Below are 18,229 nucleotides of genomic sequence, written 5' to 3' on the forward strand. Positions count from 1 at the left end.
ATGAATGAGCGCTTACTTTGCTGCTTTTTGTAATTTCCCTATCATTTTAAGAGCACGACCGGTTCCGATTGCCACAGATTCGAGTGGATTTGGAGCCATATGCACCGGAACGCTTATTTCTTCTGCAAGCCATTCCTGCATGCCGTTTAGAAGTGATCCTCCGCCGGTTAGGACAATCCCGTTGTCCACAATGTCTCCACTTAACTCTGGTGGGCATTCTTCCAAGGTTGAGCGAATAGCTTCCAATATTCTTTCGAGAGATTCCTTAATAGCGTGATAGATTTCAGTTGAAGTAATTTCAATTGTTTTTGGTAGACCGGTAACCATATCCCGGCCGCGAATATCCATCGTAGTTTCTTGATGATTTGGATACGCATAACCGACTTCCATTTTAATGTTTTCGGCTGTGCGCTCACCAATTAGAATATTGTATTTCTTACGGATGTGCTGAATAATTTCCTCATCCATTTTATCCCCTGCAGTGCGTACAGAGTTACAAGATACAATTCCGCCAAATGAGATTATACCTACTTCAGAAGTTCCTCCGCCAATATCAACGATTACATTTGCAATGGGCTCATCAACCGGAAGATCTGCTCCGATTGCCGCTGCAACAGGTTCTTCAATGAGATGAACGTGTTTTGCTCCGTAGCTTGTCACAGCATTGTGAATGGCACGTCTTTCAACGGAAGTGCTCCCTGAAGGAGTACAGACAACCACGGTTGGTTTGCGCATGGACATGCCCAATTTTTTACTGACTTTCTTTAATAATTCTTTCAACATTTGAGCAGTTACATCGTAATCCGCGATTACGCCATCTTTTAACGGACGAATAGGCACGATGTGTTTCGGTGTTTTGCCGACCATTTCTTTTGCTTCTAAACCAACAGCCACAACTTGCTTTGTATTAATATCAATAGCCACAACTGAAGGCTCGTTTAAGACGATTCCTTTTGTTTTTGAATAGACAAGAATATTTGCCGTACCCAAGTCGATCCCAATTTCTGCGTTTGAAAACATAATATGTACCTCCAATGATGACAAATTATTTTATCGTACTTTAATATGAAGTTACAGTTTCAGAAGGCAATGAATATACCTGATCGATACTGAAATAAGTGTAATAGATTTTCCTCATCTTAAATAACGTTACTCTTAAAATTAAAACATTTAGAGGAAGAAAATCAAGTGACATTTTCATTACAAATTATTGCAGTCTGTAACATGAACCCGCTTTTAGAAAGGTGTCAATCCTGACTTTGTAGTAATAATTTCCTGTTTTTTGAACATTTACCATCCTACCCGATTTCAGGAAATCCTTCTTTACTATGAAGAATAAGGATTTGAGATTAATAGGGAAAATTGATTTTATAGAATTTAACGATATGGAAATCTCTCCCACAAATATTACAAAAAACCTATGCTATGATGATTTTGCACAAGAAAACACAACAACAAAAAACAAAGGAGAGTGCATCTAGATGTTTAAAAAGATAGGAATCGTTACAGCATTGTCTACAGCTTTATTATTTGGTGGAGCTTTTTCATCAGACGCTGAGGCTTCAACAGAACAAAATCAACAAGTTAATCTTTCATATAAAGTTCTTTATTCTGTGAATGGAGAATGGGGTGCTGTTTCAGGAAATGATATGAAAGGTCTACTAGATAAAGTATCTAATAGATTTGATATTAACTGGAGCAATATCGATTGGAAATCACTTCAAGTAACAGAGAAGAATGAGAAAACTACAGAAGAAAACGTAAAACAACCGGTACAAGAAGCACCTATTAAAGAAGAAACACCAGCAGAACAACCGGTAGAAGAAACACCAGTTAAAGAAGAGGCACCGGTAGAGCAACCAGTAGAAGAAGCGCCAGTTAAAGAAGAAGCACCAGCAGAACAGCCGGCAACACCTGTACAACAACCAGTTCAGCAAGAAGAACCAGCTGAACAAAAGCAGGAACAGTCGCAACAATTAAACCAATTTGAGCAAGAAGTAGTTGAATTAACAAACCAAGAAAGAGCAAAACAAGGTTTGTCAGCATTGCAAATTGATACAGAGTTAAGTAAAGTAGCTCGTGAGAAATCAAATGACATGGCTGTAAATAACTATTTTGATCATAACAGTCCAACGTATGGTTCACCTTTTGATATGATGAAGAGCTTTGGTATCACTTATAATACTGCCGGAGAGAACATTGCACAAGGACAACGTACTCCTGCAGAAGTTGTAGAAGCTTGGATGAATAGTGAAGGTCACCGTGCAAATATTTTAAACGGTAACTATACACACATTGGTGTAGGTTATGTAGAACAAGGTAACCACTGGACACAACAATTTATCGGAAAATAATACTTTAAGATGATTAAGTAGTTCAGATAACATGGAGAAAAACGAATTAACCACAGAAAAACGCTTGGACTTAAATCCAAGCGTTTTTTTTGTGTTTTGGGTTTGTTTGGTAACTCATCAGTTTAATGAGTGACCGTTCTCTTGTATTACTGATAGTTTGGTCTGATAATTAATATGCTCGTCCTTTTTATCAAAATTCCTTCGCTCCGATTTAAGATTGTATGCAAATAATATGGGTAGAATAAAGCTATATAGGGTAAAGACAAATATATACTTTAGTCGAAAATGCATATTTGGAGGTGAAATCTATGGTGCAAGGAACAGCTAATTTAAATACAGAAGTAACAGAAAAATGGTTACAGGAATATGTAGATAGCTGGGTTCAGTTTTTCAAAAAGCAAACGGTGGATGGAGAAGTGGCTACTTACATACCAATTTTAGCGGAAGCCAACGCGGATGCATTGGGGATTTCAATTATTGGGAGAAATGGGACAATCATTAAGTCTGGTATTACAGAGGAAAAGTTCACAATCCAAAGTATTTCAAAAGTCCTGACATTTATAGTAGCATGTATGGAAAGAGGTCTAGCCTATGTACTGAGCCGTGTAGATGTGGAGCCAACCGGTGAAGCATTTAATTCAATCATGCATCTGGAAATGAAACGGCCGAATAAACCATTTAATCCACTGGTGAATTCCGGAGCAATCACTGTTTCTTCTATGCTTGAGGGCAGAACATCTGATCAGAAGTTGGAGGCACTAATCGTACTGTTGGAAAAGATGATTGGTTATCGTCCGGAAGTAAATGTAAGGGCATATGAATCGGAACGGGATACTTCCATGAAAAACAGAGCTATTGGCTATTATCTGTTAGAAGGAGACTATTTGGAATCAGATCTCGGTATAACATTGGAAACTTATTTTAAACAAAGTGCCATTGAAATTACGGTGGATGATCTTGCAAGAATTGGCTTAGTTCTATCAAATGATGGTTTCGATCCAAATACAAATGAAGAAATAATACCAAGGGCAATAAGTCGTCTCGCGAAAGCATTAATGTTGACCTGTGGGATGTATGATGCCTCCGGTAAATTTGCAGCCTATGTTGGTGTGCCGGCAAAAAGCGGTGTATCCGGAGGGATTTTGGCAGTGGTTCCACCAAGGGTTAGGGATGAAGAATTTCCCTTTCTAGAAGGCTGTGGGATTGGAGTTTATGGCCCCGCATTAGATAATCAGGGAAACAGTATTGGTGGGATTAAATTATTAAGGCATATTGCTAATCAATGGGATTTAAGTTTATTTTAGTGGGGAAGTGATTATATGTGTGGAAGGTATACATTGCTGGCTGATGAGCTGGAAATATTGGAGGAATTTGAACTTCAAGAAGGCATTGAATCATTTAATCAAAGTTATAATATAGCGCCCGGCCAAAATGTGCTAGCTATTATTCATGATGGTAATAAGAAGAGGGCAGGCCATCTACGCTGGGGACTTGTTCCTTCTTGGGCAAAGGACGAAAAAATAGGGTACAAAATGATAAATGCTAGAAGTGAAACCGCGGATGATAAGCCGAGCTTTAAAAACCTGATGTCTCGCAAAAGATGTCTCATTGTAGCAGACAGTTTTTATGAATGGAAAAAAACAGAACAGGAAAAGCAGCCGAAAAGGATTCAATTGAAGGATCGTAAATTATTTGCATTTGCTGGTCTTTGGGACAAGTGGGAACAGGGAGATCAAACATTATTTACTTGTACAATCTTAACCAAAGAGGCTAATTCATTTATGCAGGATATACATCACCGCATGCCAATTATTCTCCCAAAGCAAAAGGAAAATGAATGGATACAACCAAATCAACTGCAACCTGAAAAAGCGAAACAATTACTACAGCATATCGATGATGAAGATTTTACTGCATATAATGTAGGAAATCATGTCAATGCAGCTAAAAATAACGACCCTTTATGTATAGACCCAATTGCATAATAATTTATAAAAGGGGATACCCTGATAATTCCTAGGATATCCCCCTTTTGCTCTTACGCTGATTTAGCTTTAGTCTTAGCGATCTTTTCCTCTTCTTTTTCTTCTTTAGCAACCTTCATAAATTTCTTTGTTTCATAGACAACGACGCCTGATAGACCCAATAGACCAATCAAGTTAGGTATTGCCATTAATGCGTTCATAATATCTGCCATCAGCCAAACGACATCAATTAATTCAATAGCACCGTAGAATACAACTAAGACAAATGCAATACGATAAATAGAAATAGCTTTTGTACTTTTGAATAAGTAATTGAAACATTTTTCTCCATAATAGGACCAGCCTACAAGTGTAGAGAATGCAAAGAACACGATTGCAATGGTCACTAAGTATCCACCAGTATCACCCAAAAATGCGGAGAAAGATGCACTTGTTAATGGAGCTCCATCTAAACCACCGGAATACATATCTGCCATAACGATTGTAATACCTGTAATGGAACAAACGATAATGGTATCAAATAAAACCTGGGTCATAGAAACAAGACCTTGGCGACCAGGATAGTCTGTTTTTGCTGCAGCTGCAGCAATTGGAGCTGAACCCAAACCAGCTTCATTCGAGAAGACCCCACGTGCAACCCCGTATCTAATTACTGTTCCTAATATACCACCACCTACAGCACTACCTGTAAATGCATCTGTAAAAATTAAGCCAACAGCAGCAGGGATAAGATCAAAATTCATTACCATAATAATTAAACCGCCGACAATATAAAATAATGCCATGATAGGAACGAAAAATGCAGTGACTTTACCAATACTTTTAATTCCACCAAGAATAACTAGACCCGTTAAAATGGTAAGAACGATACCTGTTATCCAAGTAGGGACATTAAAGGAAGTTTCCAATGCATCTGAAACGGAATTGGATTGAACCATATTTCCAATACCAAATGCGGCAATGGAACCGAAAATAGCAAATAAAACACCTAGCCATTTTGCCTTGAGACCTCTTTCAAGGTAATACATTGGTCCCCCGGACATCTCCCCTTTATCGTTCTCAACACGGTATTTAACCGCTAAAACAGCTTCCGCGTATTTCGTTGCCATTCCAAACAATGCCGTGATCCACATCCAGAAAACTGCCCCTGGACCACCGATTACAACCGCGGTTGCTACCCCGACTATATTACCGGTTCCTATGGTAGCGGCCATCGCTGTGGTCAGTGCCTGATAATGGCTAATGTCCCCTTTAGACTTTTTATCTTGTCTTTTCGGGCTGAATGCAAATTTCAAAGCGTAAGGTAATGCTTTAATTTGCAAAAATCCCAATCTGAAGGTTAAATATAAACCTGTTCCAACAATTAAAATTAATGTTGGTGGGCCCCAGACAAAACCACTAATGTCATTTAGTATGTCTATCATTTTTCATCCCCCTTTTATGTAAATATACTAGTAAATATTTCGAAAATTGTCAATAGTAACCGTTTTGTTTAACTTCTTGGAAATATGCGGATTTGCGAATAAAATAGGATACATATTTTGCTTATCGCATAGAAAGATGATTATAATATATGCAGGAAGGGTGTTAAAATAATGATACGTGTATTATTTGTCTGTTTAGGTAATATCTGTCGCTCCCCAATGGCGGAAGCAATATTTCGGGACTTGGTGAATAAGGAGAATTTATCTCACCAAATTGAAGTGGATTCTGGTGGAACAGGTAACTGGCATGTTGGTAAACAACCGCATGAAGGTACGAGGACTTTATTGGAAAGAGAAAAAATATCCTTTGAAGGAATGCTGGGAAGACAAGTAGCTGAAGATGATTGGGATGATTTTGATTATATTATTGCAATGGATGATCAAAATCTAGAGGACTTGGGCAATATACGTAAAGGAAACGATTCTACCGTAGTTCGAAGATTAATGGATTTTGTTGAAAATCCTGCTGAAGCTAATGTTCCGGACCCTTATTATACCGGGAACTTTGAATATACGTATCAGTTGGTATCAGCAGGGTGTTCTCACTTACTTCGTTATTTAAAGGAAAAACATCAATTTAATTAAAGGAGAGAATCAGGATGGGAAAACGCAAACTATTATTAAGTATTACAATTGGAGCAGCTGTAGGTGGCGTAACAGCGCTATTTGACAGAGATACGAGAGATTACGCAAAAGAAAAGCTAACTTCAGCAAGGATAAATTCTACTTATTTTATGAATCATCCATCAGAGGCCATTCATAATCTGAAAGATACGTTTGATCAATTTAACCAAACGTTTGCCAACGGAGCAGCAAATGCGATTAATGCTTTGGAACAAGTAGAAGCGACATTGGACAAAGTAACGAATAAAAGTGAAGGTAAAGAAATAGAGTAATAAAAAAGGTTGTTCAAAAAGTCTGGTAAAAATGACACATCGAATTTCTTCGTTAGCTTGCTTTTCCGTTGCTCACGTATTAACTACATACGTTCCGCTACCGGGAGCTACGCTGCCTCGAACTTCTTTGTCCTTTTTATCCTCCTTTTGAACACGCATTATAAAGGTTGATCAAAGTAACTTTTCATGGGGAGCGGTTGAGTGTGAAAGATTTATTAAGCCTTGGCAAGCAGTTCTATCAACGCGTAGAAGAAGTAGATGTGTTCGGTTTGGCTGCTCAGTTGGCATATTTTTTTCTTTTATCTTTGTTCCCCTTTTTATTGTTTTTATTTAACTTTATAGGCTATTTACCAATCGATGTACACGTCATTCTTGATACCATTGGATCTTTTGCACCTTCGCAAGTAATGGACCTCATTAACACCAATGTGGAACAAATGATGAACGAACAGAATGGTGGTTTACTTTCCATCGGGATAATTGGTACACTCTGGGCTGCATCAAATGGCGTAAATGCCATTACCAGAGCTTTTAACCGTGCTTACAGAATTGAGAGAAATCGCTCTTTTTTTAGAGATAGGCTGATTGCAATAATAATGACAATAGCTATGGTAATCGTGATTATAGTAGCATTGCTGTTACCGGTTTTCGGAAGAATGATTGGTATATATATCTTCTCCATTTTTGGTTTATCAGGGGGGTTTCTTGACGTATGGGAAACGCTCAGGTGGGTCGTTTCTTCAGCAATATTTTTTATCGTTCTTTTTTTTCTATACAAACTTGCTCCACATAAAAAGATTTACTTTAAAAATATCGTCTGGGGTACATTGTTTGCTACAGTTGCCTGGCAGATGGTTTCATGGGGATTCTCCTTCTACGTAAACCATATTGGTAATTATTCTGCAACTTATGGCAGTCTAGGAACGGTGATTGTTCTGATGATCTGGTTTTATTTGTTTGGTATCATCGTCATCACTGGCGGAGTAATCAATGCTTTTATAAGAGAACATCGTTTATTAAAATAGCTGCCCAGTGGAGGGCAGCTATTTTAATAAACGTAAACCATTCAATATGACAAGGATTGTACTTCCTTCATGTCCAATCACTCCAAGAGGGAGGTCTATTAACTGGAAATAATTGCTGAAAATCAATACCGCGATCACGCTCAGTGAGAATATAATATTTTGTTTGATAATCCGATTCATCCGACTTGATAAATGAATGGAATTCGTTATCTTGGATAAATCATTTTTCATAAGCACGACATCTGCCGTCTCGAGGGCGATATCAGTCCCTTCTCCCATCGCAATACCGACGTTGGCACTGGCTAATGCAGGTGCATCATTAATCCCGTCTCCAACCATTGCTATATTCCCAAACTTTTCCCGGAATTTTTTCACGTGTTCCACTTTATCCTCTGGAAGGCAATTCGCAATATAATGATCAATGCCTGCCTCTTCAGCAACTGCCTTAGCAGTTAACTCATTATCACCTGTAAGCATAATCGTTGTAATTCCATTCTTTTTTAATTTTGAAATTGCTTTCTTTGTTGTTTGTCGTACCGTATCTTTCAAAGCAAAAACCGCAACAATTTCTTCATCTGCTTTGGCAAACGTCACTGTTTTACCTTCGGATGCTAGTTCAGCCAGTGCACCATTCTGAAAATCTTCAGCAGCTTCTTTTCCTACAAAATCAGCTTTACCGATTTTCCATGTTTTATGAAACACCTCAGCGGTAACACCTTCTCCACTACTATTTTTCATGTTTAGTACTTCTACATGATTTAAGTTTCCAGCATTTTCCTCACAATAGGCAGTAATTGCCTTTGCTAGTGGGTGGATCGATTCACTTTCAATTGCGCCAACGGCAGATAAAATCTGTAATTCATTATAATCAGATGTAAAAAGTGCGTCGGTAACAATCGGTTTTCCATTTGTCAATGTACCCGTTTTGTCCAGTGTGATTGCTTTAATCTCACTTAAATTTTCAATATGCATGCCGCCCTTAAAGAGTACCCCTTTTTTGGCAGCATTGGATATGGCTGATAATGTTGCTGGAGAAATCGATGCAACAAGTGCACAAGGAGATGCTACGACAAGCAATACCATTGCACGATAAATGCTATCCGCTAGTGACCAACCAAATGCAAAATAAGGAAGAAACATCATAACCGCTACTACAATTAACACGATATATACATAAGAGCTTTCAAATTTCTCAATGAATAATTGGGAGGGTGACTTTTCTTCCTGTGCTGACTGTACTAATTGTATTATTTTTTGAAACAGAGTCTCATTTGGCTTTGTTGTAATCTTTACAGTAAGTGTCCCGTCGAGTGCGACAGTTCCTGAAAATACTTCATTACTTTTTAACTTATTGACTGGCATGGATTCACCTGTAATGGTACTCTCATCGACGGATGATGATCCCTTTACAATAATACCATCGGCTGGAATCCGCTCTCCTGCACGGATAAGTATCAAATCATCCAGTTTTAATTCGGATACTGGAACAACCGTTTCATTCCCAACCCTAATCCGTAATGCTTCCTCTGGCTGAAGATCCATTAAGGAAGAGATAGCTTTATTGCTCTTATTCATCGAATATGTTTCTAGGGCACCTGAAAGGGCAAAGATGAAAATAAGAATGGCTCCTTCTGTCCAGTATCCGATTGCAACAGATCCTATTGCTGCAAGAATCATTAGTATTTCTACATTCAATTTACTTGTACGGATTGTTTCTGTAATACCCTCTTTTGCTTTTGCGTAACCGCCTATAGCAAAAGCGATAAGATGAAGCGTCACCCATAATGTATCCGATAAGTGATCACCCAATGTCCAGGTTATTAAAATGAGAATACCACTAATTAAGGCAGCAATTAATTCAATATGTTCTTTCATTCGGCCGATTCTAATTTTAGTAGAAACAATACGTTCATTAGCAGTTCCTGAATGTATTGCATTTGCTTTGATATTCATTATCAATTACCTCCTTTAAATGAGAATAATAATCATTAGCATTGAACTATACGATAGAAAGTTTATTTACTACAAGCACGTTCTAAAAGGTTACATGCAACGACATGGACTGATTATAATTATTATAATCTAGTAACTAATTTTATTATAGCACTCCTTAATAATGAGTCAATACTAAATTTATGAATACACTGATATATTTCGAGCTAGAATAAGTTGTTATAGATGGATTCTTTATTTTTATTGGGACAGAGTAAAAAACTTTTATTTATCAGTATTCTTCTGTTACAATTATCTGAGAGTTTTATATATAACAAAGGAGTGTGTGAAGTGAGGAAATTTAGTCTATATCTCGTATTTCTAGCGATTATCGCAGTACTCGTTGCCTGTGGTGATTCAGATAGCACAGAAGAGGAAACAAGTAATCAAGGGGAAGACAATTCAGAAGAAGTTACAGATGAAAGATGGGCAGAAATACAGGAAGCAGGAGAACTTGTTGTAGGAACATCTGGTACCCTGATTGGCGCTTCCTATTATGATAACAATGACGAATTGACGGGGTATGATGTTGAAGTTCTGCGTGAGATTGGCAATCGTCTAGGACTTGATGTCAGCTTTGAAATTATGGGAATTGACAGTATGCTTCCAGCTGTGCAAAATGGAAGAATTGATGTTGCAGCAAATGATATTGAAGCAACCGATAAAAGAAAAGAAGAATTTAATTTTAGTGAACCATATAAGTATTCCTATTCAACCATGGCAGTTCGTGAATCTGATAATTCAGGAATTGAAACATTGGACGATTTGGAAGGGAAAAAAGCTGGTGGTGGTGCTACAACGATATACAGCCAGATTGCTGAACATTTTGGTGCGGAGGTTATTACATATGGTAACGCACCAAATGAAGCATATTTAAGTGATGTTAGTAATGCAAGAACAGATGTTGTTATCAATGATTATTATTTAACAAAATTCGGTGTAGCGGCATTTCCTGATTTTGATTTGCATCTTCATCCAACGTTAAAGTTCCATCCGACTGAACAAGCTGTTGTCATTCCTAAAGGGGCTGATCAGCTTACAGAGGAAATTAATAATGCATTAAGTGAAATGCGTGAAGATGGAACATTATCTGAACTAGCAATACAATTCTATGAAGAAGATGCTTCTATCCAGCCTGAAGGTGAGATTGAGGTAATTGAAGGTCTCGAACTGTAAAGAATGTTCAAAAGTCGGTAAAAATAATACGCCCAAATTTCTAATTTTTCCTTTTTATCTCTTTCTGAATATACACTGTAAGGAGAATGACAGATGAACTTCAATGGATTTGATTTTGGTGGATTATTCGATATCGAACTTGCAATCGATAGTCTTCCATTCGTTTTACAAGGATTGCCTATGACGCTTCTCATTTCCATTGCGGGAATGGGAATTGGTCTTGTGTTGGGGTTATTTCTTGCGTTAGCCAGAGGTTCCAAGAATATCCTACTGCGATGGCCATCCCGCGTATATATTTCCTTTATGCGCGGTACGCCTATGCTCGTATTTCTTTTTATTTTATACTTTGGCTTACCTGTCGTTGGAATTGAATTTACTGCAATGGCCGCTGCCATTATTGGGTTTGGTTTGAATAGTTCTGCATATATTGCCGAAATAGACAGGTCATCCCTTAATAGTGTTGACAAAGGCCAATGGGAATCGGCAAGAGCATTAAATTTGCCTTACTGGACAACATTAAGAAAAATCATTCTACCCCAGGCAACCCGTATTGCCATTCCCCCTTTAACAAATGTGTTCATGGATGTAGTAAAAGCGACATCACTAGCAGCTGTTATTACAGTTCCAGAGCTTTTCCAAAAGACGCAAATTGTTGCAGGTAGGGAGTTTGATGCGATGACGATGTATGTACTTGTGGCTCTCATTTATTGGCCAGTTTGTATACTTATAGGGTACTTGCAGGAGAGTTTGGAAAGGCATTATAGTAAGTTTATTTAAAAAAAGATGCTCACTACGAGCGTCTTTTTTTATGTATCCATATAGGCTTCTTAAGCTTGTTAAAAGTATTTCTTGCCGTCATGTATAATTTAGCCATAAACGAAAAAAATAAGGGAAAAGAAAGGAATTGGAAAACATGAAAATAAATAAAATAATAGCCTTCGTAATTGTTGCTTTCTTATTGTCCCTTTTTTCCCCATCAGCTGGCTTAGCTGAGAAAAAGCCAGATAAAGACATCGAAATACCAAGTCATGTTTTAGATATATCGAAAGAAAATACGTATCCTAATTCGACGGAAGACCAGGAAGTTGTTGAACCAAGTGAATTAACGCAGGAGTTACTGGATGAAATGTCCATTCCTATTGAAAACCCGGATCTTATTAAAATGCTGAATGAATCATCCATTAGTCCATCTCCAATATCGATCGGATATAGAGGAATGATCTATCTTGGAAGATGGGCATTAAATTATAATTCTGAGGAGTCGAATATTAACTGGGAATACCAGCAAATAAATATGAATGAGCTTAATAATTTGGGGGGAGATACCCCTCAAAACATGAATTATATACAACAGGAACAAAAAGAGATAAAAGGTGCATTAACCAATAAAATTGCTGATCCAGATGATATTAAAAAGATGATGCTTCTCAAGGCCAAGGGAAAGACAAAGTTACCATTATCTTATAATACGATTATTGGAAAAAACACAAAAAAAGACAATTCCTATGGAGTACCAGTTAAGAAATATGGAGAATTGCAGGCCTACGCTCCAGCAGTTAATGAAAAAGGTCAAGTTACCTTTGGAGAAGTATATGTGAAGTTAAAGGGTTCAAAAAAGTCAATTGAAATCAAAAATGTTACGAAACAGGGCATTGGTGCCTGGATTCCCATACAGGATCATATATCTTTTTCATTTCAGCTAAAATAAACTAAACCCTGTAATATTTTTACAGGGTTTTTTTACGTCCAAAGGGTTGATTATTTTATTTCAATGCTTTATCATGGTAAAGTAGTAAAGTTAATAAAATAAAAACAACATAGAATGACTTAGGGGGAAGCTTTAAAATGGAATGGATTGTGATTACATCAGTTTTAGTGATGACGATATTAAGTTTACTGCGAGTAAATGTAATTATAGCAATTATTGCTGCATCCGTTACTGCCGGATTGATGGCAGGATTAAATATTATTGAATCAATTGAATTAATGGTAAGTGGTATGGGAGGATCTGCCAATACGGCATTGAGTTATATCTTGCTTGGAGCTTTTGCCGTTGCAATCAGCTATACAGGCATAACTACTATATTGGTAAATTATCTGATTCGTGTCTTAACAGGAAAGAAAACAATGATGGTGCTAGTAATTGCTGGTGTTGCATCTTTATCTCAAAACGCAGTGCCTGTTCACATTGCATTTATACCTATCTTGATCCCGCCATTATTAAAACTTTTTGACAAGATGCGTATGGACAGACGTGCCGTAGCAGTAGCGTTAACATTTGGTTTAAAAGCGCCATACCTTATGGTGCCTGCCGGATTTGGATTGATTTTCCATGGAATAATCGTAGAAGGTATGGAAGCCAATGGTTCATTCATCACACCAGGGGAAACGGCTTTAGCAATGTTAATTCCCGGTTTAGGAATGGTCCTAGGTTTATTGGTTGCCATTTTTATAACATATCGAAAAGAAAGAGATGCAGTTCCTGGCGCAGGTGGTGCAGCAATAGCAATGCAAACACCAGAGAAGGAAAATATTAAGTTTAACAAAAAACATCTTTTAACGATTGTGTCCATTATCGCTGCTTTAATCGTACAAATAATTACCGAGAACTTAATATTAGGCGCCTTGACTGGTCTAGTATTTATGTTCCTGTTTCTTGTCGTACCATTTAAAAAGGCGGATAATATTATGACAGAGGGAATAAGTATGATGGGCACAATTGCCTTTGTAATGCTTGTAGCCTCCGGATTTGGGACAGTTTTACAAGAGACAGGAGCTGTCAACGCTTTAGTTGAATTGTCTTCAGGTTATCTTCAAGATAATAAAGCACTTATTGCATTTGTTCTATTATTGGTCGGTTTATTAGTTACCTTAGGAATTGGCTCTTCATTTGGAACAATTCCAATCATTGCGGCACTTTATGTACCTATCTGTATGGCAGCTGGATTCTCACCAATGGCAACAGCCGCACTTATCGGTACAGCTGGAGCTCTTGGTGATGCTGGTTCACCGGCTTCTGATAGTACCCTCGGACCAACATCGGGACTAAATGCTGATGGAAAGCACCATCACATATGGGATACCGTTGTTCCGACCTTTATCCACTTCAATATTCCGTTGATCATTTTTGGTTGGATTGCAGCAATGGTTTTATAGAAGGATTTAAATTGCTTACGAATAATGAATAAATGAAAACAGAATAGGAAAAGGTAAGAAAAAAACAGGTGGGTTGCTATGCGAAACTTTATTAAAGCATCAATCATCATTTTTCTTACCTTTTCTTTTTGCCTATATAATCCCTATTCCATAGATGCATTTGGTTGGGGATATAAAAAGAATACCGATCATCAGGTCCCCGAAATAGGGGAGTATAAGAACTTGCTAGAAAAATATGGTGCCTACTATGTTGATGATTCTGGTGCCAAAACGATTTATATAACGTTTGATAATGGTTATGAGCAGGGTTTTACAGAGGAAATATTGGATGTATTAAAAAGGGAATCTGTACCAGCAACATTTTTTGTGACAGGTCACTATGTGAAAAGCGAACCAGAGTTAATTAAGCGAATGGTGGATGATGGCCATATTATTGGAAACCACTCCTATCATCACCCGGATTTTACGATATTAACGAAAGATGCAATTCAAAAAGAACTGGAAACATTGGAAGCAGCAGTTGCGGAAGTGAGTGATCAGAAAGATATAAAGTTCCTGAGGCCACCAAGAGGTGTATTTAATGAGAATACATTGCAATGGGCAAATGAACTGGGGCTTGTTCATATATTTTGGTCACTTGCCTTTATCGATTGGAAAGTTAGTGAACAGAAAGGATCGGAGTATGCATTTGACCAAATCATGGCCCAAATGCATCCTGGTGCCATTGTTTTGCTACATGCAGTCTCCTCCGATAACGCGGAAGCCTTGGAACGTATTATCCAGGAATTGAAAAAGCAGGGCTACACATTTAAAAGCCTTGACGACCTTCTAATTAAGAAATTACTTCCTAATGGTTTATATAATTAAAAACGAATGAGGGTCGACTTACATCTAAGTCAACCCTCATTTTTTTGTCATGGTTTGTTGCTATTTAATAAATGCACAGTTGAGATAAACAGCGACGAAGGATAGGGAACTTCGGCGACCGCTCTGGGGAAATATTCTTCGCTTTCCGTGGGCGGCTGGTGAGCCTCCTCGTGCTAACGCACTGCGGATCTCACTGATGCCTTACCTCCCACTGGAGTCTTCGTATATTTCCCCAGAGCTGGTTTTAAGCTTACAAACTGATAACTGCATTAGTGATTTATAAAATTAATATCACCGAGCTTCACCAGTCCGGGATTGCTCTGGGTGGTGACTCCTACGGGAACAAATGTTTTCGGTGGGGCGAGTAATCGCAGTCCCAGCACGTGTCCGAAGACCCCACAGCGGTGTTTTTCCGCGAGGAGGCTGAGGCCGTGCCCGTGGAAAGCATCCGCCCAGAGCAATCCCGGACGGCAGCAATAGCACTTACCTTTGAAAGGGTGGGAGGAAGTCACAATAAAGTTACGTCGCAGTTTATAGATTTTATGGATTAACAACAATCCATCTTTTAAAAAATAGCCTTTCATAAAAATATCAAACAAAATACTTGAAAGTCAAAATAGGTCAGGGTATAATGAATTCAAGGTCAAAGATAGTCAAAGTCAAATTTGCTTAATATAAATTGAAAAAACCAAGGAGGAATGGGAAATGCAATGTCAACAATGTGGTGTAAATCAAGCTAATATCAACGCACAAATGCATATAAATAATCAAAAAATGGAAATGCATCTTTGCAATGAATGTTTCCAGGAGATTCAAGGTAAAATGATGAATTCGAATGACTTTTTCTCAAATACTCCATTTGGAAACGCGAACGATGCATTCTCCAATAAATTTTCCCAAGGAAGTGGCGGAAGCAAAACGGGAACAAAAACAAAACAAAAATCAAGAAAAGGAAACGGCTTGATTGATCAATTAGCAACTAATGTTACAGATGAAGCAAGGTCTGGAAAGATTGATCCAGTAATCGGTCGTGATAAAGAAATAAGACGAGTAATCGAAACATTAAATAGAAGAAATAAAAATAATCCGGTGCTGATTGGTGAACCTGGTGTCGGTAAAACAGCAATTGCAGAAGGACTGGCTCTTAAAATAGTTGAAGGCAATGTACCTGCCAAATTACTCAATAAAGAAATTTACTTGCTTGATGTAGCTTCACTTGTTGCAAATACAAGTATGCGAGGACAATTTGAAGAGCGAATGAAAAAGCTGATTGAAGAATTACAATCCCGCGAGAATGTAATCCTATTTATCGATGAAATACACCTACTAGTTGGTGCTGGTACGGCTGAAAGCTCACAAATGGATGCTGGTAATATTCTAAAACCAGCGCTTGCTCGTGGAGTATTGCAATTAATGGGTGCAACAACATTGAAGGAATACCGTCAAATTGAGAAGGATCCAGCACTTGAGAGAAGATTGCAGCCAATCATTGTAAATGAACCATCCCATGAAGATGCAGTTAAAATCTTAGATGGTATTAAAGACCGCTATGAAAACTTTCATGAGGTTCGTTATTCAGACGAGGCTATCCGTTCTTTTGTAACGTTATCAAGCCGCTATATCCAAGATAGATTTCTACCTGATAAAGCAATTGACCTTATGGATGAGGTTGGATCTCGATTAAACTTGGAAAATGCCCAAAAAGATTCGAAATCACTTCAACAACGGTTGGACGAGGTTATCAAAGAGAAGCAGGAAGCAGCAGATAGAGAAGACTATGAACATGCAGCAAATCTTCGTTATCAAGAAATTCAATTGCAAAAACAAGTGGAAAAAGCTGTTGATGGTGAAAAAATATTGGATGTTGATATCACTGATATTCAGCTTATTGTTGAAGAAAAAACTGGAATCCCTGTAACCAAAATGCAGGCTGATGAACAGGAGAAAATGAAAAATATTGCAGCCAATCTTCGTAAAAAAGTAATTGGACAGGATGAAGCAGTCAATAAAGTTGCCAAAGCCATCCGTCGTAGCCGTGCAGGCTTGAAATCAAAAGGCCGTCCAATCGGATCATTCTTATTTGTAGGGCCGACTGGGGTAGGTAAAACGGAGTTAACAAAAGTACTCGCTGAAGAATTATTCGGCACCCGTGAATCGATGGTTCGTCTCGATATGAGTGAGTACATGGAGAAACATGCCGTTTCCAAAATTATTGGTTCACCACCAGGATATGTAGGACATGAAGAAGCAGGACAGCTGACAGAACGTATTCGTCGAAATCCATATTCCATTCTTTTGCTGGATGAAATTGAAAAAGCACATCCAGATGTACAAAATATGTTCCTGCAAGCGATGGAAGATGGTCACTTAACTGACTCACATGGCAGAAAAGTCAGCTTTAAGGAAACCGTAATTATTATGACAAGTAATGCCGGCACTGGTGTGAAGTCCGTCAATGTAGGCTTTAACAGCAATAGCCATGAGTCGGTATCAACATTGGAAAATCTGAGCGATTATTTCAAACCAGAATTTCTTAACCGTTTTGATGCAATTGTAAACTTTAATGAGTTAGCAGAAAGTCATCTATTGCATATTGTTGATTTAATGCTTGCTGAACTTGAAGAAGCGATTAAAGAGAATAATATTGCGATTACGATTTCTGATGAAGCGAAGCAGAAATTAGTTAAGCTTGGATATGATAAGCGATTTGGTGCTAGACCATTGCGTCGTGTTATTCAGGATAAAATTGAAGATCAACTAACAGATCTAATTCTTGAAGAAGATGCGATTGAAAATGTCCATGTAACTGTATTCGATAATGAGATTAAAGTAGAAAAAGCATAAATAATGAAAACCGCCGGACTTTCGGCGGTTTTTTTAATAGGTAAGAAAGTATAAACTTTTTCTCAGCAAATAATCCTCCCACATAAACGGCCGCGTCCAGCTCCAGCGCCCAGGGACTAGCGAGACTTCCTTCACCTCCGTACGATAAGTCAACATTGACTCCCACCGGTCGCCGTGTTTCCTTTATCTCCTACGCCTCAGTCCAGTCCGTAGTCCCTAAACGGGCGCTTGCGCTTTTGTTATACCCAACTCAACTTTTGTAGCATAAAATAACAGAATTAGGAAGACTACAACTGCTTAAGTTGACTTAGAAGTAGCTGTTTCACTTAGCGTCAAGATAAATCTATATCCCGAGGTGCTCTTTCGTTAATGTTGGTTTTAATCAGGACAGAGTTGAGGTGAAATGCGAACTAGAAGAGGTAACTTCGGCGATCGCTCTGGGAAATACAC

15 protein-coding genes are annotated in these 18,229 nt (G+C 38.1%); 12 read left to right on the forward strand and 3 right to left on the reverse strand.

Translation table 11 applies throughout. The features are described 5' to 3' along the window. Positions 1–12: 12 nt before the first annotated feature. Positions 13–1,020 carry a rod-share determining protein MreBH gene (gene mreBH, locus ACFOUV_RS18190; protein WP_379498199.1) on the reverse strand — a complete coding sequence of 336 codons (1,008 nt, stop codon included), beginning with the start codon at positions 1,018–1,020 and terminating at the stop codon, positions 13–15. A 461-nt stretch (positions 1,021–1,481) separates the two neighbouring features. On the opposite strand from mreBH, the gene ACFOUV_RS18195 reads away from it, so the two are divergent. The 3 genes from ACFOUV_RS18195 to ACFOUV_RS18205 all read left to right on the forward strand — a co-directional run bounded on the left by ACFOUV_RS18195 (position 1,482) and on the right by ACFOUV_RS18205 (position 4,339). Beyond that, a complete protein-coding gene (locus tag ACFOUV_RS18195) occupies positions 1,482–2,354 on the forward strand; it encodes a CAP domain-containing protein (RefSeq protein ID WP_379498200.1) in 873 nt (290 codons plus the stop codon). Positions 2,355–2,662: 308 nt separating this feature from the next. Further along, a complete protein-coding gene (locus ACFOUV_RS18200; RefSeq protein ID WP_379498201.1) occupies positions 2,663–3,658 on the forward strand; it encodes a glutaminase in 996 nt (331 codons plus the stop codon). 15 nt (positions 3,659–3,673) lie between these two features. Further along, positions 3,674–4,339 (forward strand): SOS response-associated peptidase, encoded by a 666-nt coding sequence (locus ACFOUV_RS18205; protein WP_379498202.1) that lies wholly within the window; start codon positions 3,674–3,676, stop codon positions 4,337–4,339. Between the two features lie 53 nt (positions 4,340–4,392). Here the strand turns inward: ACFOUV_RS18205 and ACFOUV_RS18210 are convergent, their stop codons facing one another. Beyond that, positions 4,393–5,763, reverse strand: a complete 1,371-nt coding sequence (locus tag ACFOUV_RS18210) for an alanine/glycine:cation symporter family protein (RefSeq protein ID WP_379498203.1) — start codon at positions 5,761–5,763, stop codon at positions 4,393–4,395. Positions 5,764–5,934: 171 nt separating this feature from the next. Here ACFOUV_RS18210 and ACFOUV_RS18215 point away from each other — a divergent pair, with 171 nt between their 5' ends. From ACFOUV_RS18215 to ACFOUV_RS18225, 3 genes are all read left to right on the forward strand, one after another. Continuing rightward, positions 5,935–6,408, forward strand: coding sequence for a low molecular weight protein-tyrosine-phosphatase (locus tag ACFOUV_RS18215; RefSeq protein ID WP_379498204.1), 474 nt, complete (start codon positions 5,935–5,937; stop codon positions 6,406–6,408). Positions 6,409–6,422: 14 nt separating this feature from the next. Next, on the forward strand, positions 6,423–6,719 hold the full coding sequence (locus ACFOUV_RS18220) for a YtxH domain-containing protein (RefSeq protein WP_379498205.1): 297 nt from the start codon (positions 6,423–6,425) through the stop codon (positions 6,717–6,719). Between the two features lie 203 nt (positions 6,720–6,922). Next, a complete protein-coding gene (locus ACFOUV_RS18225; RefSeq protein ID WP_379498206.1) occupies positions 6,923–7,744 on the forward strand; it encodes a YihY/virulence factor BrkB family protein in 822 nt (273 codons plus the stop codon). Positions 7,745–7,762: 18 nt separating this feature from the next. Here ACFOUV_RS18225 and ACFOUV_RS18230 read toward each other — a convergent pair whose 3' ends face one another. Beyond that, positions 7,763–9,697 (reverse strand): heavy metal translocating P-type ATPase, encoded by a 1,935-nt coding sequence (locus ACFOUV_RS18230; protein WP_379498207.1) that lies wholly within the window; start codon positions 9,695–9,697, stop codon positions 7,763–7,765. A gap of 330 nt (positions 9,698–10,027) precedes the next feature. Here ACFOUV_RS18230 and ACFOUV_RS18235 point away from each other — a divergent pair, with 330 nt between their 5' ends. The 6 genes from ACFOUV_RS18235 (at position 10,028) to ACFOUV_RS18260 (ending at position 17,779) form a co-directional block, all read left to right on the forward strand. Beyond that, entirely contained in the window at positions 10,028–10,912 is an 885-nt protein-coding gene (locus ACFOUV_RS18235; RefSeq protein WP_379498208.1) for a transporter substrate-binding domain-containing protein, read from the forward strand. Between the two features lie 93 nt (positions 10,913–11,005). Further along, a complete protein-coding gene (locus ACFOUV_RS18240) occupies positions 11,006–11,689 on the forward strand; it encodes an amino acid ABC transporter permease (protein WP_379498209.1) in 684 nt (227 codons plus the stop codon). Positions 11,690–11,825: 136 nt separating this feature from the next. After that, the gene (locus tag ACFOUV_RS18245; protein WP_379498210.1) at positions 11,826–12,620 is read left to right on the forward strand and encodes a YfkD family protein; all 795 of its coding nucleotides are present in this window, start codon (positions 11,826–11,828) and stop codon (positions 12,618–12,620) included. Positions 12,621–12,757: 137 nt separating this feature from the next. Further along, entirely contained in the window at positions 12,758–14,068 is a 1,311-nt protein-coding gene (locus ACFOUV_RS18250; RefSeq protein ID WP_379498211.1) for a Na+/H+ antiporter family protein, read from the forward strand. Between the two features lie 78 nt (positions 14,069–14,146). Next, on the forward strand, positions 14,147–14,935 hold the full coding sequence (pdaA, locus tag ACFOUV_RS18255) for a delta-lactam-biosynthetic de-N-acetylase (protein ID WP_379498212.1): 789 nt from the start codon (positions 14,147–14,149) through the stop codon (positions 14,933–14,935). A 705-nt stretch (positions 14,936–15,640) separates the two neighbouring features. After that, positions 15,641–17,779 carry an ATP-dependent Clp protease ATP-binding subunit gene (locus ACFOUV_RS18260; RefSeq protein ID WP_379498213.1) on the forward strand — a complete coding sequence of 713 codons (2,139 nt, stop codon included), beginning with the start codon at positions 15,641–15,643 and terminating at the stop codon, positions 17,777–17,779. Positions 17,780–18,229 lie beyond the last annotated feature (450 nt).

Source organism: Oceanobacillus longus (assembly GCF_042650085.1).
In the GTDB taxonomy this organism is placed as follows: domain Bacteria; phylum Bacillota; class Bacilli; order Bacillales; family Amphibacillaceae; genus Oceanobacillus; species Oceanobacillus longus.